The organism is Metallosphaera javensis (ex Sakai et al. 2022) (assembly GCA_021654415.1).
Lineage (GTDB): Archaea > Thermoproteota > Thermoprotei_A > Sulfolobales > Sulfolobaceae > Metallosphaera > Metallosphaera javensis.
This window is the reverse complement of the sequence record AP024487.1, coordinates 839,122-859,477: the sequence shown is the minus strand read 5'-3', so window position 1 is coordinate 859,477 and position 20,356 is coordinate 839,122. Positions and strand designations below refer to the sequence as shown.

The following is a 20,356-nucleotide window of genomic DNA, read 5'->3' as shown; positions in this document are numbered from 1 at the left end:
ATATTAGAAAAGGGATAATACTCTTTCTAGAAAAGTATAAGTTAGTATAAACAATAAAAATATAAGGGTATCTTATTCTAATAAATTATGCGAATTGTCATATCCTGTATGGACAGGAGGTTAAATGAATACCTGGAAAAGAATTTCAACGATGGGAACACGGTCTTCGTGAGGAACGCGGGAGCCAATGTTAACTCTCTTAAGAACACCATATCGTTGCTAAAGAAGGCCGACGAAATCCTGATCCTTCCGCACACCGATTGTGGAGCCATGGGCGTAGTGGAGAGGGCATTGAAAGGCGAAAAGTTACCTGAAGGGCTGGAACCCCTAATCTCTCCCTTCAGAAAGTTCGTAGGTTACAGCAAACCCCAGCTGGAGCAGGTGAACCTTCAGGTTCAGGAGAGCACGTTGAAGGGAATGGTCAAAGCCAAGATCACCTCAGAGCTGATCAGGACTGAGGAGCTGAACGCCCCTCCCTCAAGCGATAACGTGGCGCTGGTGTTGTCACCCTCGACTAGAAGGTACTCCGAGATAATACCGCACGATATGATGTACAAAACCTATGTGATACAGACTGAAAACGACGGTGATATTGACGTGTTAATAGCCAAGGAGTTCTTGAAAGTTAAAGAAGTGCGAAAAGTGGTCTAGTTTCTTTAGATGTTGAATATGAAGTTTTTTGATGGAACCTTATATCTTTAAAGTACGGGCCGTGGTTTAGCCCTCAACTGTTCAGTGAATTCCTGAGGCTACCTCATATCGTCGTGTATTCAAGGAGTACTTAACGCTAAATGCACAACGTAAAATGCACAACAAACCGGGCTAGACCCATTCCTCCTAGCAGTCTACTTAATAAGATTCCCTTGGACCGTGTCGTATATTGAGGTGGGCAGTAGTGGATGTGACCGCACATTCCAACGGAGCCTGAGAAAGATTCAGATAAGCTGGGGGAAATAACTCCCTACACTCTTTCACTGAACCTTCTGATAGAGACCCTCCAGGAAAAGAAGAAATTCTATAATCTTCTCTCATCACTTACACACACCGCCACCCCTGCACATAAAGGATCGTCCGTCAAAAATATGGTCCAGTAGGTTCCTCCGTACCATGTTTTCTTGATATAACATGTCCGTGTTTTAACACGAAATCGTATTCGTGTTGACTTACATATCTCGATAAAGAACATCAGTCACAAAGGCAATTTTACCTTGACAGCTCACCGTAGGTGAAGGTTTCTTGAAACATTTTTAAAAGCATTCCTGTAAGTAAATTGGTGTTACCTATTTCATGCCTGCCGTAGGGCTTCACCACTCGGCCCTCCACCCTAATGTATCCCTGCGAAATGACCTTACTCAATCCTTCACCGCTTTGACCACGTCGTAATTTAATCAAATCGTCCACACTTAAATCTAGTACACGATACTCATATATAAAGAAGCTACCCGTGTTTCCTTCAATTTGCTCTATTGCCATAACACCAACTGTTCTCTCATCTCTCTTGCCAAACTCAATATACGCCCTCCTATCCTCTATTCTATGGTCAGTGAAAGTGTAATTATGGCTTCTGATGTAGTTCTCTACCTCGTTGAAGGAGTTAGATATTGTCTCGTATAACTTGTTATCCATGAATAATATACGTGGAACTTTATAAAAAACCTTTCTAGTAGATTATAGGAGGAAAGCCTAGACGATCTGAAGTAGCCTGTATGGCGTGTAATAATTCCCGAACTCTCTCCTCTCCATCAGGGAATTGTACGACTCCACTAATTAGTAGGGGGAGTGTTGAAGTTTCTAAGGAAGCGAGGTGACTAGAGGAGACCCCCATTTCGCCAGTTCCCTGACCCTGTCTGGGAACTCGGTGAACAGGCGCGAGTCGAGAAGGTCAATCTCTTACCTCCCATCTTGGTCCAGGTGTTTCTTGACGTAGCTTAGGCAGAGCTTACTTCTCGCGTCTATACCCTAGAGCTCAAGTTCGTTCACCGACCTGACCATGTGAGCGACCGTCGACGAAGAGCTGGACTTCCTCCATCTCTGGTCTCCAGTAACCTCTGCCCTCTTTCATGGCTAGGACGAAATTCGGCACCTCCATCACAACGCTGAACCCTGCCAGGAACCTTTACTTTGAGCAACACTCCTCTTCGTGCACTTACCCCTCGCGCACTCCAGGGCATTCAGGCAATCCCTCCTCTACCTTAAAGCCTCCTTCAGTTTCCTCAGCCACTTTCCCCTTCTCGTTATCCAAAACGCGTATTACCCAGGTAAGAACGTTTCAAGAGCGAAGGAACTGACGTCAAGTTCAGGGAAATGCTACACGTTAGTACTTTGTGGAAGTTTTTATCCATTGTTTTCTACCTCTATTTCATCTAAATCCAGATATTGGACCACATCAAGATTAAACTGATCGTGATGTTCCTCGAAGAACCTCCTCACCTCCTCCCTTGCCTCTTCCACGTTGTTGAAGAACCTGTTCGCAAGGTGGAACTTCAGGTCCTTGAAGATCCTCTCCACAGGGTTTAGCTCTGGCGAGTACTTTGGGGTGAAAACGGGTCTCACTCCCCTTCTCCTGAACAGGTCCAGGATAGCCCCCGTCTTGTGGGAGGAGTGGTTGTCAAGGACGAGGTACTTGGTCTCCCTGCCCCACTTCCTCTCCATCCTGTAAACGAAGCTCTTCATGTTCTTGCTGGAGAGGGAGTTGTAGAGGGTGTACAGCACCTTCCTTGAAATGGCGTCAAGGGCGAGGAAGACGTAGAAGTGCTGGAAGCCCAGGTTCACCCTGATCCTGGGCCTGGAACCCCTCCTGGCGAGGCACCTCCTCACCGTGGTGCCCACCACCACCCTTGTCTCATCGAAGAACGCTATCCTGCGTCCCATCAGTTCCTTCACTTTTTTTAAAATCGCGGTGCTTCTCCACCTCGGCCCTGGCGTTCACCGGCCTGGGCGTCACGAAACCGTACCCCAGCTGGTGCACTACCCTGTAAAGGTGATACCTATTGTAAACTATCCCCCTCTTCCTCAGCTCAGCGTTCAGCGCCCTCATGGTCCACCCCTCCAGGTTGTATCCCAGCTCCCTGGGACTTGTCTCCAGCACCTTCTTCACCTCCTCGCTGGAGTACTTCCTGGGCCTACCCGACCTTGGCCTATCCCTCAACGCTCCGACCCCTCCCCTCTTGTACTTCGCGACCCACTTCTTCACCGTTGAGTACGAAACCCCGAGGACCTCGGCCACCCTGTACTCCCTGAACCCGTCCACGAGGTACATCTTCACCCCCAGTATTCTCTGCCTTATTCTAGCATTCTTTTCCTCCCTGTAAGCCTTCTCTAATTCCTCCACATTCTATATTAGTAATACCAAGATAAAAACTTTACCTAAGTACTAGTGGTTCGGTCTCACCACGCGAATTCGCCGAATGAATGGACCGCAAAACCTACCTAGGTTATGCGACAGCGAAACGCGGAAGGAACGCGGGAACTACCTTCGGAATAGCCGGACCGAACGAGATTCCAGCAAAACCCTTATTAACTATCTTCCACAAAGGAAGATACGAGTACTAAAATGGAGGATAGTACATCAGTAAGGTACTACAGTAGATTCATAACAGATGGGCTTGCCAAATCACTCCTGGATGATATATCTGAAAGGACGGGAAAGCCAAAGACTGCAATCCTGGAAGAACTGGGTATGAGCAAGGGAACCCCCTACAAGAGATTGGGAGAAGATAGCAAGGAGAAGATATTGAGAAAAGCGTTGTCAACGCTGGATCCGGTAGAGGTCCTTGAGGAGGTAGCCAATGATCTCCTGGCACTACACAGTAGATTGATCCTTGAAGTAGCCCTCGACCTGCTATTGATGGGCAAGGAAAGAGGTAAGGATGCATTAGAGGAGATATTGAACCCTGAAGACTACGAGGAGATGCTAAACAGGGTTAGAGCACAGTTGGAGGATGTTCTTTCCGCCCAGACAAAGTTAATGAAGCAATCGGCTCACGCATGATTAGCGAAGAGGAGATTGAATAAACCCCCGGAGGATTCTTGTTGAGGCATAGTTGAGGGAGTATCTCAATGGGGTTGACAGGTAAAGGTGTTGCTTCTGTTATTAAATAATAAGTTATAGCAAATATAGAATCTATTGTAATATAATTATGGTGAAATTATAACACATCTATCAGAATAACAATAGATAACCTTATAAATAGACCAAATTCGTCTCGCCATATTTAATGGGTGACCCGCTTTTTCCAAATGTGATAAACATGAGGATATCGCGAGTTCTAAGTCGAATAGGGAGATGAAAAGGAAGCTAGAAACCTGGCTAAATACTTCGTTAAAGTACTTAAACGTGGAAAAGAAAGTCAGTATTGAATTAGATGAAGCCAAGGTCAAATTCATGTTGGGACAATTAGATATTGCTGAGAGCGAGAAAGATAATATAAAGGCCTTCTATCATGATGGTACAATATATGTTACTAAGAAAGAGAATTTCTGTGTACAAAACCTCCTGCACGAACTATTTCATTCATTACAAAGCCCTTCCTGGCACGATTTAGAAATTTTGAAAGAGGGACTTACTGAATTTATATCTGCATACTTTTTATATTTGCATAAGAGTGATCCAGGATTCAAGACGTCTTTAAACTGCGCTCTTAAGAAGGGCAATAGGCCTTGCAGTCTAAAGGACAGACCTGGATATTCAAAAGGGTATTCGGTTTGGGCTACGATATATTCCTATCTTAAACACTCAGGGCAAAATTATGATTTTGAAATGTTCTTAGATTTACTGAAGACCTTTAACTCATATAATCATGTTATAAATGAATTTTTAATTAAGGTAAAAAACAAAAATGCCTCCTCGGAGGGAACATTTTTACGAAACCCTTGCAAATACCTTGAGTATTTTGGTCAGACAGGTAACGATCTCATTGAACAATGTGAGAATAGATATCATAACGTAGATTTCAATGTCTTTGAGGAATAAAGGGGTTTAGCGTACCATGCTTTAATCTTGGGTTAGCAGGTGTGAGATCTGTGAGGTCAGACACTGGTACTCTAGTCAAGGCTTAAAGAATGGTTTCACAGATCATTTCACGCCTAACATCTCCCCTAACTCAAGGATTCCGCGTGTCATTCCCAGCCCCAGTTTTATCCCTGTCTCCAGCTCCCCCTTTGTCACGACTCCCTGGGATATTAACCATCTGGCCTCCTCAACTGCTCCCCTCAGAAGCTCCCTGGGATCTGGTCCCCTGTCGGCCCTAATCTCAGGTTTCCCCTTACTCCAGTCATAAAATCCCTGTCCAGACTTTCTTCCCAGCTTCCCGGCCTTCACCATCCCCTCCAGAACTTCACATTTGAAGGGAAATCCCCTCCTTTCAGCCTCCCTAGATATGTCGTAATTCACGTCCAATCCCGTGTAGTCTAGAAGCATTATGAGACCCATGGGCATCCCCAGCTCCTTCATGGCCACGCTATCAATCTCCTGGGGTGAATACTGTGACAGGAGGTCACAGGCAGACGTGAAGAGCCTGAAGAGGATCCTGTTCACAACGAATCCGAACACGTCCTTCCTAACGGGTAGGGGATACTTTCCCAGGGATTTCACCACGTCGAGAGCATCGTTGAACCTTTCGTCAGACGTTAAGTCCCCCTTTATGACCTCCACAAGCTTCATGAGAACGGGAGGGTTGAAGAAGTGCATTCCCAGGAAACGCTCGGGATTCCTCACTGACTTAGCTAACTCAGTGATGGGAAGAGAACTGGTATTGCTCGCAATTATCTCATCAGTGAGGTAAGAAACCTTACTCAAAACCTCACCCTTCACCCTGATGTCCTCGAACACTGCCTCAATCACCATGTGATCTCTTGCGTCCCCCAGATCTCTGGAGGTATGTATCCTGGATAGCACAGCGTCTGGTTCCCTGACGTTTCCCTTCTCCTGAAGCTTCTGAAGGGACCATCTTATCCCCTCCATTGCCTTCTTCAGTGCCTCCTCCCTAACGTCGTAGAGCGTTACCTCGTGACCGGCCATGGCAAAGACCTGTCCAATTCCGCTTCCCATGACCCCCGCTCCCACCACGTAAACCTTCACTTCAACACCACCCTCTTGGACTTGCCCTCAAACCTTGGAAGGGTACCCGGTGAGACGAAGTCCACCTCGGGATTCACGAAGGTAACGTTCTTGATGTCCGTAATAATCCTTCTTCTCAGTTCCTCCGAGGGGGATGTGGTCTCCACAAGCAGGAGGAACTTCTGGGGGTCCCTGGTTATCACCATCTGATATTCCATGACCTCAGGCATCTTCATGAGAACCTCGTTCACAGCCGTGGGATACAGCTTCACGCCCTTGTAAAAGATGACGTCATCTGACCTTCCCTTCATGATCTCCACCTTGGGGAAGGGTATTTCGTCGTCGCTTTCCACCATCTTGGTGATGTCCCTGGTTCTATACCTGAGGAGGGGCATGCCCTCCCGTGTCAGATGAGTGAAGACCATCTCACCTTCCTCTCCCTCATCCACGTTCTCCCCCGTCTCTGGATCTATTATTTCCACCAGGAAGTGATCTGTCCAGATGTGCATGAACTCGTGGTTGTCGTTGGGACACTCCTGGGCAACTCCGGGACCTATGGCCTCCGTGAGACCATATATCTCCCTGGCTCCTCCTCCCCTGGATAGGAGACCCAGCTCTTTCTCTATCCTTCTTAACATCTCGGGAGTCATGGCCTCGGCTCCAGGTATGGCCAACCTCAGGTTAAGATCCCTTTCGGGATCAAGACCTGCCTCCCGGACCTTCTCCGCTATAACCAGTTCGTAGGAGGGAGTTCCCGTGATAACTGTGGCCCGGAAGTCCTTCAGGGTCTTGACAAGGGCCTCGGTTCTTCCGGTGCTCCACGGAATCACCTTGGCGCCAATTTTCTGCGCCCCCAGGTGAAGTCCCATTCCTCCCGTGAAGAGACCATAACCGTAAACGTTGGCAATCACGTCCTTTCTGGTTACCCCTGCAGTTCTCAGGCTCCTCGCAACCAGATTTGCCCACAGCTCCACGTCTGCTGAAGTGTATGCCCCAACTGTGGGAACGCCCGTGGTTCCGCTCGTCAAGTGCCAGCCCACCACTTCCTCCAGGTCCACGGTCAGGAACTCTCCACCGTACGGGTAACCCCTCTCCCTTAGGTCGCTCTTGGTGGTGAAGGGTAACTTCCTTAGGTCCTCCTTGGTGCGAATATCCTCGGGTGTCAGGTTCCTCTCCCTGAATACCCTCCTGTAGAAGGGACTTCTTTCGTAGGCCCTCTTCAGTGCCCTCCTCAGTCTGAAGGCCTGTACGTTCTCTATTTCCTCTCTGGTTAACGCTTTTGGATCCGTCTCGTCATACATCAAGAATCTCACCCACAACCCTCTTTCCATCAGTGACCAGTTTCACGGTGGAGTTAACCCTTGGGTTTCCCCTGATCCAGCACATCAGGTCCACCCCTTCGTCCGTCCTGACTATCCCAATGACGTAGTCCTCCTGGTTCTCATATCCCTGTGGTTTGGCCTTAACCAGGGTGTACGTCATGAGCTTTCCCCTGTTGGAGAGCTTCACCCACTCCAGGTCGGAGGTGTTGCACAGTGAGCAATCCCTCTGGGGTGGATAGTAAAGCGTTCCGCATTTACTGCACCTAGTACCCCAGATCTCATTTCTGGTGAGGCCCTCCCAGAACTTCTCATATCCCTTCTCAGGAACCGCATACCTCAAGTGTAATGGGATGCCTTCCATGGAATCACCTCGACAGAATACTCACGTATGCGTAATGACCGGTCCCTCCCACGTTGTGAGTGAGGGCAACGTAATTCTTGAACTGCTGTTGAACCGGACCGGCCTCCTCCCTCAACTGTTTGGTCACCTCATAAATCATGGACAGGCCCGTGGCACCCAGAGGGTGTCCCTTGGCCTTGAGTCCTCCGAAAAGGTTCACCGCAACCTTTCCTCCTCTCTCCGTTTGACCCTCCCTCAGGAGGATTGCACCCCTACCCCTCTCCGCAAATCCCAGGTCCTCGTACGCCATTATCTCCGCAATGGTGAAACAGTCGTGAACCGTTGCGTACTCCACGTCCCTGGGAGATCTCCTGCTCTGAGCATAGGCCATGTTGGCGGCGTCCCTGGCTGCCCTCAGACTGGTCCATTCTCCCCTCCTGGCAATACTGGAGGTATCGCTTCCGTAACCCATTCCCTCAATCCAGACTGGGGTATCAATCTTCAGTTCCCTTATCTTTTCCTCCGACGCGAAGACCACCGCCGCGGCTCCGTCGCTTATGGGGGAGGAGTCCAAGAGCTTTATGGGCCAGGATATGACCCTGGACTTCAGCACGTCCTCCACAGTTACCCTGTTCCTCAGGTGAGCCTTCTCGTTCATTGAAGCGTACTTGTGGGCCTTAACGGACGCGAGGGCCATATCCTCCTCCGTAGTCCCGTAAACCGCCATATGCCTGGTTGCATAAAGTGCGTAGTAGGCAGGGAATGTTGTTCCGTACATGTGAAATTCCCACTCATAGTTTCCGCCCCTTCCCCCTATGGCCAGGGAGGTCTGGGTGTCCACTTCAGTCATCTTATCGAAGCCCACTGCCAGAACCAGGTCCACCATACCCGAGGCGATGGAGTTGATTGCGGTGAATGCTGCCGCCGATCCCGTGGCGCATGCAGCCTCCACCCTGATGGGGCTCTTCCCCGTGAGTGAAGAGTACTCAGAGACTGGAGGAGCCGGATAAAGCTCCACCCCACGGTAAGCCGTGCTTCCCGCAACCACAAGATCCACATCCCTCTGGGTGATCCCGGCGTCCTGAAAGGCCTCCCTTATGGCCTCCCAGGACAGTTCCCTCACCGAGACGTCATCTCTCTTTCCAAACTTGGACATGCCAACTCCTATAACACCTACTCTCCTTCTCATCGAGTAAGTTTTACATTGGAACTATATATGTCTTCTTGATAATTTATATAACTTCAAAATCATGTGTGTTGATAATGTATGTTTTTCTTTCACTTTAAGTCATAAAAATCACGTCTGGTAAATAAACCTTAAACAACGTCAGGTTAAACCTTGAGGGTGGTTTCGTCTCTCCAGGGAAAAGGTTACAATAACTCCTGAACGCAAACAGTATACATTTGCTTCAAGTTTTATATATATGCTTCAAAATCTATCTCAATGTCTCTACTACAGATTCGAGATCAGGGACAGGTCTCCCTCATATCACTGTCTAGACCTGATAAGCTCAACGCACTGAGCCTTGAGCTCAGGAGTGAACTTCTCAGTTCCCTCAGGCGATTTAATTCTGACCCAAACAAGCGGGTGGCAATCCTTACTGGAGAGGGAAAGGCGTTCTCCGTGGGTGCGGATCTGGGTTCCATATCTCCAGACCTTACGGAGGACCTGAGATCGTCATTCTATCCAATCCTGAGGGAGATCAGGTTCTCCTCAAAGATATTCATATCAGCGGTGAATGGGGTAACTGCTGGGGCTGGAATAAGCCTCGCCCTAGCCTGCGATGTCAGGATAGCGTCCAGGGGATCCAGATTCGTCATGGCCTTCCATAACATTGGCCTCGCTCCCGACACAGGCCTCACCCTAATCCTGGCCAGACTTGGTGGTACGAGGTTCCTGGACAGGCTTCTTCTGGGAGGTGAAATCACAGCTGAAGAACTGGAGAGGGATGGAATAGTGAAGCTTTCAGATGATCCTGTTTCCGAGGCTCTTAAACTGGGTGAACAGATAGCCTCTGGACCCTTCAGGTCTTACGTGGCCTCCAAGAAACTGATAAACAGGGCGCTCTATCACGACCTTGACGAATACCTGGAATACGAGTCCGCAATGCAGGGATACCTGGGGACCACGCAGGACTTCAAGGAAGGAGTGAAGGCGTTCCTGGAGAAGAGAAAGCCCAGTTTCAGGGGTGAATAGAGTGAAGACGGTGATGGTGGAGAAAGGGGAAATTGGAATAATCAGACTGAACAGGCCAGAGAAATTGAACGCCATTAACATGGAAATGGTTTATGACATGGTGGAGGCATTCAATGAACTCAGATCTCAGTCCAAGGCAGTGATCATCACGGGTAACGGAAAGGCCTTCTCTGCAGGGGCTGACGTCAAAGAAATGTTGGAGATGTCCATTGAGCAGGTAACCAGGGAGGGACATATGCCCCTGTGGGATGCTATGAGAGGGTTCAGGAAGCCCATCATTGCCGCAGTGAACGGTGTGGCTGCAGGGGGAGGGCTTGAGCTCGCAATGGCCTGTGACATGATAGTTGCGGGAGAGAGTGCAAGGCTGGGTCAGCCCGAGATCAATCTGGGAATTATACCAGGAGCAGGCGGGACGCAGAGACTGACCAGAACTCTGGGGAAATACAGGGCCATGGAGATGGTACTTACGGGGAAGCTAATCACGGCCTGGGAGGCGTACAGGATGGGGCTGGTGACCAGGGTTGTGCCGGATGAGGCTCTCATTCCGGAGGCAATGAGACTGGCCAGGGAGATTGCAGGGAAGTCCGGGTTCGCAGTGGAGATGGGGAAGGAGGCGGTGAACAAGGCACTGGAAACCCTTCTCCAGCAGGGACTGGACCTGGAGAGAAGGAACTTCTACGTGACGCTGGTATCTCAGGATGGTAAAGAGGGTATGAGGGCTTTCATAGAGAAGAGGAAGCCGGAATGGAGGACGTGATCCCTTCCCCAGACATCACAACATTACTTTTTCCACGAAACATTTAGTTGAGTTAAAGAACATTTATATATTTCTGGTCTCTAATATATTAACGTGATTTAATGTCTGAGATTGATTACACTCTGGATCCAGTTTACCCCGAGCCCAACGTTTACCCTCCAAGATGGAACTTTGATAACGAGAAGGCCTGGCAACTTTACAGGAGGGCGAAAAGGGAACAGTGGGACGAGGAGGACATAAACTGGGATAAGGTCAGGGAGATAGCCTCCGGATTGGACAGGAAGCAGAGACTCGCCATTGCGTACTGGTGGTCCCTTCTCTCCAACTTTGACAACGCGACGCCGGTTTTCGCCCATGCGGTCATCAAAGGATTTGAACACCACCTGGACACAGCGGTGAGGGGTATTCTTACCACCATAACCTATGACGAGAACAGGCACAACATGGTCTGTGGACTGGCCATTGCCTCCATGATGAAGGGATTTCCATTCCAGTTCAAACCCCAGGATGACCTGGAGAGGAAGGCCATGCTGAACGTGGAATGGACGTGGTATAACGGTGCCAGGTACTGGAAGGCGTATCTGGAGGCATACAAGAAGTACACGCTCGATGTCCTCTTCACCTCCTTCATGATGGGGGAAGCTGCAGCCACCACGGTTTTCACAACCATGTCCAGAGGAGCGAAACTGGAGGAGTTCTCCAAGGCGTTCCGCAACACCGCGGTGGATGAGACCAGACATTACGCCTTTACCCACCTGATCATGACTCAGGGAGCGTCTAGGATGAGCGACGAGCAGAAGAAACTGGTAACAAAGCAGGTGAGGGCTGGCTTCGTTTTCCTTTCGCTGATCACATACAGACCGCCAAAGGAGTTCTGGAAACTTCCCCCGTGGTTTGAGGAGGTTAATGAGAGGATGGAGGATCTGGCCAGAAGCGCCGGGTTTTACATCCCTGAGATCAGGGAGAAGGAGGAGGCATGGAGGACCGCAGTGATAAGAGTAGGATCGACCCTGGCCAGGTATGGGGTGAAGATGCCATCCTTCCCTGAGTTAGGAGTCACGGGAGAGGAGGTGGAGGTATCGGAGGAGGACTTCGTTCCCATCTTCTAATCAAGATCGCTGGGGTCTCCTTCTAAAAATTTTACCTCAGGCAGGGGAGCAGAGAGCACCGGGCAAAAACTTACACACTACCACACTCTGGAATATCCTTAAAAACATTGGAATGGAGAAAATCACGATGAAAATTGCCTATGTAGTGATAATCGTAGTTCTCGTCTCCATCTTCGCCTTGATAACTGTGAAACAGGTGGATTCCATGAGAACCACGCCACTAGGAGAGGGAGGACAGATATACGAGGTCAATAACGGGTTGACAACTCTCTACCTTGTTCTGAACACCACTAAAATAAACCCCGGCGAAACCATCAGGATCACCGCAATGATGTTCTATGATGGTAACCAACCCATGCTGATCAATGCCACACACTCAAATCTTCCATCACCCTATCCCTGTGGAGATCCGCTCCTCGTTGGACTTGAGGTTTTCAGGGGGTACTACACCTCGAGCAATGTAACTGATGCGAGGCCTCTCCTTCTGTACAAGCCTGGCCCATATTTCTGTCCGGTGATCAGGGTGGCTAACCAGTACAGGTTGATGCCATTGAGTGATCATATGCAACTCATTTTCCAGGGGAGAGTTCTGGAAAACGTGAGTGACGAGATATCATTGAGCCTGAGCGGGTACTGGATCGCCACCAATTCCGGCACTCCGTTTTCCGGTAATTTCACCACATTCCAGCCAGGGGTATACACAGTTGAGGCGGTTGATTATTTCAATCAGTCTCTATTTGGATATTTTACGGTGGTTTAGCCTCACATGATTAGAACTCTCCAGTAAGTTCAACCAACTGGACAATAGGACCTAGTTTTCGCAACTCTCATGTTATATCTACAAACGTTAGGAGGGAATAGATCATAGTGTTAGTTAGTTTGTATAAATTCATCTTATGGCGTCGCGAGTTGGCACTAAAACTAAGGTTAGCACAACGTCTTGATAGTTCTTACACGACAAGATAATTTTACAGGATAAGAAAATTGTATTTGGAGAAACCTTAAAAAACAAGTTTTCTAAAGCTTCCCATGAATCTCGCCTATCCGATCATCGTGCTGGTTGTGGCCTTGATCTTGACAGTGCTCGTGATACATGTGGAGTTGGCATCCAGTGTTATCTTAACAGGAAAGGGAGGCCAAACCTATACCCTCAATAACGGTTACATAACACTTTACCTGAATATGAACACCACTAGGATAACCCCTGGAGAGACCATAAGAATCACCGCGCTGATGTATTACAACGGTAATCAACCCATTGTGGTTAATGCTGTCGACGTTCATGTTCCATTACCCTACCCATGTATCGTTCCTCTTATGATTGGTATCAATATATTCAAGGGATACTACACCAATGCTAACATTTCAAAGGGTACTCCCTTACAGCTCGTCAAACCAGGTATCTACGACTGCCCTGCTGTGTTTACTGACGAGCAGTACATGCTAATACCGCATAGCTATCAATTACAGGTGATTTGTCAATCAAATGTAATAGAGCAGGTAGGAAATGATTTCTCCATTAACGTTAGAGGATACTGGATACCCAATAACTCAACCTTTCCCTTCCCATCCGGAAACTTCACTAGTACTTAGGTAAAGTTTTTATCTTGGTATTACTAATATAGAATGTGGAGGAATTAGAGAAGGCTTACAGGGAGGAAAAGAATGCTAGGATAAGGCAGAGAATACTGGGGGTGAAGATGTACCTCGTGGACGGGTTCAGGGAGTACAGGGTGGCCGAGGTCCTCGGGGTTTCGTACTCAACGGTGAAGAAGTGGGTCGCGAAGTACAAGAGGGGAGGGGTCGGAGCGTTGAGGGATAGGCCAAGGTCGGGTAGGCCCAGGAAGTACTCCAGCGAGGAGGTGAAGAAGGTGCTGGAGACAAGTCCCAGGGAGCTGGGATACAACCTGGAGGGGTGGACCATGAGGGCGCTGAACGCTGAGCTGAGGAAGAGGGGGATAGTTTACAATAGGTATCACCTTTACAGGGTAGTGCACCAGCTGGGGTACGGTTTCGTGACGCCCAGGCCGGTGAACGCCAGGGCCGAGGTGGAGAAGCACCGCGATTTTAAAAAAAGTGAAGGAACTGATGGGACGCAGGATAGCGTTCTTCGATGAGACAAGGGTGGTGGTGGGCACCACGGTGAGGAGGTGCCTCGCCAGGAGGGGTTCCAGGCCCAGGATCAGGGTGAACCTGGGCTTCCAGCACTTCTACGTCTTCCTCGCCCTTGACGCCATTTCAAGGAAGGTGCTGTACGCCCTCTACAACTCCCTCTCCAGCAAGAACATGAAGAGCTTCGTTTACAGGATGGAGAGGAAGTGGGGCAGGGAGACCAAGTACCTCGTCCTTGACAACCACTCCTCCCACAAGACGGGGGCTATCCTGGACCTGTTCAGGAGAAGGGGAGTGAGACCCGTTTTCACCCCAAAGTACTCGCCAGAGCTAAACCCTGTGGAGAGGATCTTCAAGGACCTGAAGTTCCACCTTGCGAACAGGTTCTTCAACAACGTGGAAGAGGCAAGGGAGGAGGTGAGGAGGTTCTTCGAGGAACATCACGATCAGTTTAATCTTGATGTGGTCCAATATCTGGATTTAGATGAAATAGAGGTAGAAAACAATGGATAAAAACTTCCACAAAGTACTAACGGAGTTTCAACCTGGGGTTTACACTGTTCAATTGGTAGACTACTTTAATCAGTCATTGCTAGCCTATTTCACAGTAGGTTAAATGGTGAGACATAATATACTTTCTTAACAAAGTGATAAATATCATGAAAGCATCTCAAAATCAAAATTGAGCCACGAAAGTCTACGTCAATGATGCTAACCTTAGGAAAGATCAACTAAGACTGGACATGAAGGTAAGATATTCCTTCTTCTCTGGATAGCTGTCAAAGTTCACAGCGCGATCACCTTAGCGTATCTTAAGGTCTAGGGAATTTAATGCGATCACCCGATACGAATTTATCGGTTAGGCAACTGTCAAAGTTCTACGACTGAACCGGTACCTTTTTCCTTCTCCGGAAGAGAAATGGAATAAGCACTACCTGTAAAAGACCTACTATAAAGAGGGTAGTTGAGAATCCTGCCTGCGCGTAAAGAAAGGGTAAAAGCAGACCCGCCACGCCGTAACCGGAATCTCTGTAGAGCCTGTAGTATCCAAGAGCTTTTCCCCTGGATCCTTCGCCCACCCTGTCGTTTACCAGCGCTATTAGGTTAGGATATATCATGCCCATGCCTATGCCCTCAATAAAGGAGAAAAACAGGGGAGAAAGGAGAAAGTTCACGAAACCCGCGAACATCAATGTTAGGCCTAGACTAACAATGGTTGCCCGGGAAAAGTTGTCCGCCAGATACCCGAAGAGAGGCTGTGATAGGGACCACGTGAGTGTATACACCGCAGTTAATTCTCCAACATACACTAAGCTGTACCCTCTTATTAACAGGTAGATGGGTATTACTACGAAAAACGAGGAATCTACAAATTTTTCAACAAGGCCTATCACACTTATAGGCGTAATTTCTCGATAACTCTCCTTTGTGGGAGGATCCCGGATGAGCTTCTTGGTCTCCATGACAAAAAGTGAGGTCAACAGCGCAATCACCGATATACCAAGAATAATGAACATACTCACGGAATATTCTCTACTGGCTACAATGTTTCCCAGGGCTACCCCAAGGTAACCTGACATCTCATTGATTCCGGTAGCCAGTCCGGCCCTACTCTTTCCGCTTAAATCTATTTGCGAAGTTACGGAAGTGGTCCAAGTTAACGCCTGGTTAACTGCTAGGAGGATTGTGACCATTATCACTATAATGGGGTTTATCCAGATGACCAGTACAAGGGAGGCGATGAGGGCTACTATCCAGCCCATTATCTGCAACCTTTTCCTTCCCATGACGTCTGATAACCTCCCGGCAAGAAAATTGAATCCTCCTTTTACGAAACCAAAGGCAACCAAAGGGAGTAAAATGGATAGCTCCGCTGATAAACCCTGTTCCCTCTCCAGAACGGGAATTACTATCCTCAATATTCCTAGGAATAATCCCGTGAAGAACACTAAAAATGTAAATAGTATAAATTGATTCTTCATTGATGGTAACTTATTTAACCTCTAAAAATTGGTTATTCACTATGGATAGTGAAATACACGAAAGACTACTGGAACTAGGTCTCTCTGACTACGAAGCAAGGGCATACCTTGCACTTATGAGAAAGTGTGCCGGTACCATGAGGGAGATATCCAAGGAATCAGGCGTGCCATACCAGAAAATATACCAGGTATGTGAGCTTTTGGAGGAAAAGGGATTAGTCAAGTTAATACATGGAAGGCCCAAGAGGGTCAAGTTAGTGGATCCAGAGATCTCGCTAAAGGCCTACAGAGAAAGGCTGGTAGATAAAATAGATAAATCAATCTTGTCTATAACCAGCTCGTGGAAGAACAATAGGAACAAGGAGATAGACAGGAGTATCCACGTGAGAGGGGAAAGAGCAGTCGTAAGACTGGTTAAGAAACTGGTAGAAGGATCAAGGAAACTTAACGTAATTTACGATAAACCTCCCGAATGGCTTGTTAAAGCTCTTGAAAAGTATCGAGGAGAATTGACGCTTGTCACCACCGAGCCCGTTCCCACTATAAAGGGAAACGTGAAAAGAGTACCCACGCTAAGTTCCAGGTTCATGATTCTCGACGATTCCCTAGCTGTGACCTTCAGCGAAGATGATGGAGAAGTGGAGATAATCCTCGATTCGTGTAAGGGATGTCTCTATCAGGTCAAAGAGCATTTCAGTCTTTTAACTTCCATGAGTGAATAACTCTTATTTAATCCCATAAAAATATATTACTTAATGATATTTAGGCAAATATTAGCTAAAGATGGAGGATGTCTAACTTACGTTTTCGGGTGTACACAGTCCGGTGAACTGTTCGTTGTGGACCCCAAGTACGAGCTTATTGATGAGATACTGAAGCTATCGGATTCCCTGAAGATGAGAATAGGTTACATCTTGGATACCCACACTCACGCAGATCATATCTCTGGAGCTAGGAAGCTTGGATCAATTACCGGAGCTAACGTATACTATCATGAAACTTCTAGGGTTAGATTTCCTGTTGAGAGGGTTGGAGACGGAGAGGAAATTAGATCAGGGAACACAAAGGTCAAGATAATGTATACACCTGGGCACACCCCAGATAGTATATCCCTTTTGATATATGACAGAAGAAGGGACGAGAGCTGGAGTGAACCATGGGCAGTCCTCACTGGAGATACTCTCTTCGTAGGATCCGTGGGAAGGGTAGATATAGTTGGGGAGAGATCAGAGGAACAGTTATTCCATAGTCTAAGAAAATTAAAGGATCTTCCAGATTACGTGGAGATTTACCCGGCTCATACCTCAGGCTCTGCCTGCGGATTCGGAATTAGCGGAAAACCTGTTTCCACAATAGGATTCGAGAGAAGGTTCAATCAGTTGTTTGCTATAGAGGATAAGGAAACGTTCATAAAGAGAATGGCGTTAACAAAGATGCCTAGACCCATGGAGTTTAAGGAAAACATTGAGCGAAACCAAGAAGGAGTGATCTGAGAGTAGTATTTGGAGGTGGGACCAAGTCACTCCGTGTTGGCGTAATCCTTCAGATACCTCTTCGCTATCTTGTAGTGAACTTGGTCCACGAGCTGATCCCTTAACCTGATCGCTCCTCTTCCCTCTTTCATGGCCCTTTCATAACTTTCCACTATTTCCCTGTACCATTCCAGCTCCTCCCTGGATGGAGAGAACACCGAATTGGCAATTTCCACCTGGCTGGGGTGAATCACCTGTTTCCCCGAGAAGCCCAAGCTCCTCGCCGTCCTAGCCTCTGTCCTGAAGCCCTCTGCGTTTTTCAGATCGAAGTATACCTTATCCACGGGATCTACGTCATAAGCCCTGGCTGATGTTGCTACCCTGGTCATGACGTATATGTTCCCCTCATACCCTCTTATCTCTCCCTGGGCGTGAAGAGCCAGGTCTGCTGCGCCGTAAGAAATTGCCACAACGCCCTCAGACCTGACCAGATCCTCTATCTCCATCAGACCCCTGGGCGTTTCCACTATGGGCTCAAGCAACTTTCCCGTAACCTTGTGTACGAAATCCAGCGAGCCCTCGGCCTTGGGAATCAGGACAACGTCAACGGGCAGATCTGAAACGAACAGGAGGTCCCTCAATCCGTCCTTGGTGGTCAGCTGATTTATCCTAACGCATAGTTCCTTTCCCTTCCATGAGTATGCTGAGAGGGATCTCTTAAGTAACTCCCTCGCCTTCTCCTTGTCCTCCGGAGGGACTGAGTCCTCTAAATCAAATATGATGGAGTCTGCCGGAATCTCCAAGCTCTTCAAGATCATGCGTTCATTAATGCCGGGAACGTAAAGCTGAGATCTGCGTTTCATAACCAAGTATCAAAACTTTCGATTAAATATTAACTAGCTCCTCTGCTGGTCCATCGCTATAGGCTTCCCAAGCCGTTGAAAACTGTTTCCATAAAGGTGTGAAGTTTAAATACTCTGCATTCAATATATTTCTTAGATCCCTACCCTAGATGTGGATGATAAATTCCCGAATAGTGGTGGGGGAAGGAAAAAGAAACGTAAGATGTGGGGGTTTCCTCACCGTAAGGTGAGTGGGGTTATCCCCCTAATGGGAGTGAGAAGGATGAAGGGGTTAATCCGCGACTTCGGTGAACTCCAAGGGTCGAGAATTGAATACAAAGTTGAAATTCAATGAGACCCAAACCCCTCTTCAACTCCACTATGACGGTAATTCATAAAAATGGGAACTCCGAAGAGCACAGATGAAACTGAAGTTACTGATCCTGGCGTTTATGGTGATTATTGTTGCAGTTTCCGTCATATCACTTGTTATGGTCCTCCACACCTCCAGCGGGAAATTCATTTCCACCTCGGCCCTGGACAGCAAACTGGGCGGTAGGTGGACATTGGTCAATGAAGGTTACATAAGTGACCCCACGGGAGTATCCCCCATCATAGAGATGCTATCCAATAGCTCAATGAGGACGCTCTACGCCTCCTATTATTCCCCGGAGGTCAACCTGACAATCCTAGTATTCCAATACGCGTCAACATCTCACCTTCCAAAGGTTGTGAGCCTGATAGGGGGTATCTATAGGGAGCTGAACTGGTCAGTGAGGAACGTCACGGGCCAGGTTAACGGCATATGCGTGGGTTCCACCCACTACCAGTACCTCTACGCCTACTACAAGAACTATATCATCCTGGTTGTCCTGAACGGAACAGTGAGGCCTAACGAGTCCTTGGAGGTTGCCAGTCTGCAACAGCAGGCTCTAGGCTGAACCGGGCTTCAGATAGAAGGCGTTCCCTATTCCCTTCACTTTGTTCATGATGTTTAAGGCCTCCTGATTCCAGTACCTTTCTCCCTTGATGTCCAGCATCATGCCCAGAACCTTCTGGTCCTCCACCAGCGCCACCGCTAACCAGCCACGTCCTATGGACGCCGATGTGATCAAGGTGAGGCCTTCATACCGGAAGATCTCTGGGTAAAGACCATCCGTGGAGACCTGTTTAACGACCCTATCAAACACGGAGTAGAGGAAGGCCACAAACCCCATGTCCCTCATCATCTCTGGTATTTTTTCACGATGGATTAACCCCTGAAGATAATTCTTGTTCATTATGGGATCGCCCAGTTTTAGCATCACAAAGGAAACGTAATCACCCATGTTGTAGATCTCATACTTGCAATTCATTAGCTTCGCAACCTCGGGAAGCGTCACATCTACGGCGGCAGGATGATCTACCAGGATCTCCAATTCTTCCCCAGGTCTCATCCTGGTGAGCTCCTTTTTGGCTGCAATCTCAGGAATGGGACACTGCTCGCCCCTGACGTCCAGATGTCTCCTGACGAAGGGCTTCATCATGGAGATTAGCGCTATGGGTTCCTGAGTTCTCCCCTTTCCCATTTTGCATATGGACTCCGCGTACTCATTTAAGTTCCTAGAAATTCCCTCCTCCAGGGAGGACTTCACCATCTCGTTTGACGCCTCGACCTTTATCCTCACCTTTGTCTTATCCCCCTCCATGAACTCCATATGGACCATGAACTTACCCTGTTCCTCGTATAGATCCAAGGTATTCTTTCCCACCTTCACGAGAACTGGAAAGGATATCTTGCCCAGCTTTAACTTGGCAGAGTAGCCCCAACTCAGCCTCCTGACGTCAGATAGCATGTAAAGCCTGTGGTATCTCTCCACATCCAGGAGTTGCTGAAATTCCCTGACCCTTAATACAACCGAAGTTTCCACATTATTAATTAGTTTTTCAGATATATAAGTATTTTTTATTATCAATGTAACGTTAGATCAAGGGATATAAGATTTTGATCAGAAAGAAGAAATAGCTCAGCGTGACCATCGGCGTCGCCAATCGGGTGTAACCCCCTTGCTCATGGAGTGCGCCAATCACAGCCTAGCCTGAAATTATCCAATTGACAAGGCTGTGGCAAACCCCACATGAACATATGAATGATTTATCATTTAAATCATTGATATTCAAAACAT

At 48.0% G+C, this 20,356-nt stretch carries 24 protein-coding genes; 14 read left to right on the top strand and 10 right to left on the bottom strand.

The window, feature by feature from the left end:
• The first annotated feature begins 87 nt into the window (after positions 1–87).
• Positions 88–651 carry a carbonic anhydrase gene (locus QVC96_RS05145; RefSeq protein WP_287690110.1) on the top strand — a complete coding sequence of 188 codons (564 nt, stop codon included), beginning with the start codon at positions 88–90 and terminating at the stop codon, positions 649–651.
• A gap of 552 nt (positions 652–1,203) precedes the next feature.
• Here QVC96_RS05145 and QVC96_RS05140 read toward each other — a convergent pair.
• The 3 genes from QVC96_RS05140 to QVC96_RS05130 form a co-directional block, all read right to left on the bottom strand.
• Positions 1,204–1,626 carry a hypothetical protein gene (locus tag QVC96_RS05140; protein WP_287690109.1) on the bottom strand — a complete coding sequence of 141 codons (423 nt, stop codon included), beginning with the start codon at positions 1,624–1,626 and terminating at the stop codon, positions 1,204–1,206.
• Between the two features lie 708 nt (positions 1,627–2,334).
• Complete coding sequence (locus QVC96_RS05135; RefSeq protein WP_287688834.1) at positions 2,335–2,871, bottom strand: IS630 family transposase; 537 nt, start codon at positions 2,869–2,871, stop codon at positions 2,335–2,337.
• Positions 2,843–3,331 carry a helix-turn-helix domain-containing protein gene (locus tag QVC96_RS05130; protein WP_238027283.1) on the bottom strand — a complete coding sequence of 163 codons (489 nt, stop codon included), beginning with the start codon at positions 3,329–3,331 and terminating at the stop codon, positions 2,843–2,845. The genes QVC96_RS05135 and QVC96_RS05130 overlap by 29 nt, the downstream gene beginning before the upstream one ends.
• A gap of 222 nt (positions 3,332–3,553) precedes the next feature.
• On the opposite strand from QVC96_RS05130, the gene QVC96_RS05125 reads away from it, so the two are divergent.
• Both QVC96_RS05125 and QVC96_RS05120 read left to right on the top strand, forming a co-directional pair.
• A complete protein-coding gene (locus QVC96_RS05125) occupies positions 3,554–3,991 on the top strand; it encodes a hypothetical protein (protein WP_287690108.1) in 438 nt (145 codons plus the stop codon).
• Between the two features lie 294 nt (positions 3,992–4,285).
• Positions 4,286–4,972: a hypothetical protein gene (locus tag QVC96_RS05120; RefSeq protein ID WP_287690107.1), complete on the top strand. Its 687-nt coding sequence runs from the start codon at positions 4,286–4,288 to the stop codon at positions 4,970–4,972.
• 102 nt (positions 4,973–5,074) lie between these two features.
• Here the strand turns inward: QVC96_RS05120 and QVC96_RS05115 are convergent, their stop codons facing one another.
• Genes QVC96_RS05115 through QVC96_RS05100 form a run of 4 tightly spaced genes read right to left on the bottom strand, consistent with a single transcriptional unit; the run spans position 5,075 to position 8,909 of the window.
• Complete coding sequence (locus QVC96_RS05115; protein ID WP_287690106.1) at positions 5,075–6,079, bottom strand: 3-hydroxyacyl-CoA dehydrogenase; 1,005 nt, start codon at positions 6,077–6,079, stop codon at positions 5,075–5,077.
• Positions 6,076–7,359: a phenylacetate--CoA ligase family protein gene (locus QVC96_RS05110; protein WP_287690422.1), complete on the bottom strand. Its 1,284-nt coding sequence runs from the start codon at positions 7,357–7,359 to the stop codon at positions 6,076–6,078. Before QVC96_RS05110 ends, QVC96_RS05115 begins: the two co-directional genes overlap by 4 nt.
• A complete protein-coding gene (locus QVC96_RS05105; protein WP_287690105.1) occupies positions 7,352–7,741 on the bottom strand; it encodes a Zn-ribbon domain-containing OB-fold protein in 390 nt (129 codons plus the stop codon). Before QVC96_RS05105 ends, QVC96_RS05110 begins: the two co-directional genes overlap by 8 nt.
• Positions 7,742–7,745: 4 nt before the next feature.
• The gene (locus QVC96_RS05100) at positions 7,746–8,909 is read right to left on the bottom strand and encodes a thiolase domain-containing protein (RefSeq protein ID WP_287690104.1); all 1,164 of its coding nucleotides are present in this window, start codon (positions 8,907–8,909) and stop codon (positions 7,746–7,748) included.
• Positions 8,910–9,164: 255 nt separating this feature from the next.
• Here QVC96_RS05100 and QVC96_RS05095 point away from each other — a divergent pair, with 255 nt between their 5' ends.
• The 7 genes from QVC96_RS05095 (at position 9,165) to QVC96_RS05065 (ending at position 14,408) form a co-directional block, all read left to right on the top strand.
• Entirely contained in the window at positions 9,165–9,917 is a 753-nt protein-coding gene (locus QVC96_RS05095; protein ID WP_287690103.1) for an enoyl-CoA hydratase-related protein, read from the top strand.
• Between the two features lie 13 nt (positions 9,918–9,930).
• Positions 9,931–10,674 (top strand): enoyl-CoA hydratase-related protein, encoded by a 744-nt coding sequence (locus tag QVC96_RS05090; protein WP_287690421.1) that lies wholly within the window; start codon positions 9,931–9,933, stop codon positions 10,672–10,674.
• 101 nt (positions 10,675–10,775) lie between these two features.
• Entirely contained in the window at positions 10,776–11,783 is a 1,008-nt protein-coding gene (locus QVC96_RS05085) for an aminobenzoate oxygenase (protein WP_287690102.1), read from the top strand.
• A gap of 127 nt (positions 11,784–11,910) precedes the next feature.
• Positions 11,911–12,543 carry a hypothetical protein gene (locus QVC96_RS05080; RefSeq protein WP_287690101.1) on the top strand — a complete coding sequence of 211 codons (633 nt, stop codon included), beginning with the start codon at positions 11,911–11,913 and terminating at the stop codon, positions 12,541–12,543.
• 269 nt (positions 12,544–12,812) lie between these two features.
• Positions 12,813–13,376, top strand: coding sequence for a hypothetical protein (locus QVC96_RS05075; RefSeq protein WP_287690100.1), 564 nt, complete (start codon positions 12,813–12,815; stop codon positions 13,374–13,376).
• Positions 13,377–13,411: 35 nt separating this feature from the next.
• Positions 13,412–13,900 carry a helix-turn-helix domain-containing protein gene (locus tag QVC96_RS05070; protein ID WP_238027283.1) on the top strand — a complete coding sequence of 163 codons (489 nt, stop codon included), beginning with the start codon at positions 13,412–13,414 and terminating at the stop codon, positions 13,898–13,900.
• Complete coding sequence (locus tag QVC96_RS05065; RefSeq protein ID WP_287688805.1) at positions 13,872–14,408, top strand: IS630 family transposase; 537 nt, start codon at positions 13,872–13,874, stop codon at positions 14,406–14,408. Before QVC96_RS05070 ends, QVC96_RS05065 begins: the two co-directional genes overlap by 29 nt.
• Before the next feature lie 365 nt (positions 14,409–14,773).
• On the opposite strand, the gene QVC96_RS05060 is transcribed toward QVC96_RS05065, so the two are convergent.
• Positions 14,774–15,877, bottom strand: coding sequence for an MFS transporter (locus QVC96_RS05060; RefSeq protein ID WP_287690099.1), 1,104 nt, complete (start codon positions 15,875–15,877; stop codon positions 14,774–14,776).
• A gap of 41 nt (positions 15,878–15,918) precedes the next feature.
• On the opposite strand from QVC96_RS05060, the gene QVC96_RS05055 reads away from it, so the two are divergent.
• Both QVC96_RS05055 and QVC96_RS05050 read left to right on the top strand, forming a co-directional pair.
• Positions 15,919–16,599, top strand: coding sequence for a helix-turn-helix domain-containing protein (locus tag QVC96_RS05055; protein ID WP_287690098.1), 681 nt, complete (start codon positions 15,919–15,921; stop codon positions 16,597–16,599).
• Positions 16,600–16,632: 33 nt separating this feature from the next.
• Positions 16,633–17,370 (top strand): MBL fold metallo-hydrolase, encoded by a 738-nt coding sequence (locus QVC96_RS05050; RefSeq protein ID WP_287690097.1) that lies wholly within the window; start codon positions 16,633–16,635, stop codon positions 17,368–17,370.
• Positions 17,371–17,396: 26 nt separating this feature from the next.
• Here QVC96_RS05050 and QVC96_RS05045 read toward each other — a convergent pair whose 3' ends face one another.
• Entirely contained in the window at positions 17,397–18,212 is an 816-nt protein-coding gene (locus QVC96_RS05045; RefSeq protein WP_287690096.1) for an HpcH/HpaI aldolase/citrate lyase family protein, read from the bottom strand.
• A 151-nt stretch (positions 18,213–18,363) separates the two neighbouring features.
• Here QVC96_RS05045 and QVC96_RS05040 point away from each other — a divergent pair, with 151 nt between their 5' ends.
• Together QVC96_RS05040 and QVC96_RS05035 are read left to right on the top strand one after the other, a co-directional pair.
• Positions 18,364–18,546: a hypothetical protein gene (locus QVC96_RS05040; protein WP_287690095.1), complete on the top strand. Its 183-nt coding sequence runs from the start codon at positions 18,364–18,366 to the stop codon at positions 18,544–18,546.
• Positions 18,547–18,613: 67 nt separating this feature from the next.
• The gene (locus QVC96_RS05035) at positions 18,614–19,132 is read left to right on the top strand and encodes a hypothetical protein (RefSeq protein ID WP_287690094.1); all 519 of its coding nucleotides are present in this window, start codon (positions 18,614–18,616) and stop codon (positions 19,130–19,132) included.
• Here QVC96_RS05035 and QVC96_RS05030 read toward each other — a convergent pair.
• Positions 19,124–20,101, bottom strand: a complete 978-nt coding sequence (locus QVC96_RS05030; protein WP_287690093.1) for a sulfurtransferase TusA family protein — start codon at positions 20,099–20,101, stop codon at positions 19,124–19,126. The genes QVC96_RS05035 and QVC96_RS05030 overlap by 9 nt on opposite strands.
• Positions 20,102–20,356 lie beyond the last annotated feature (255 nt).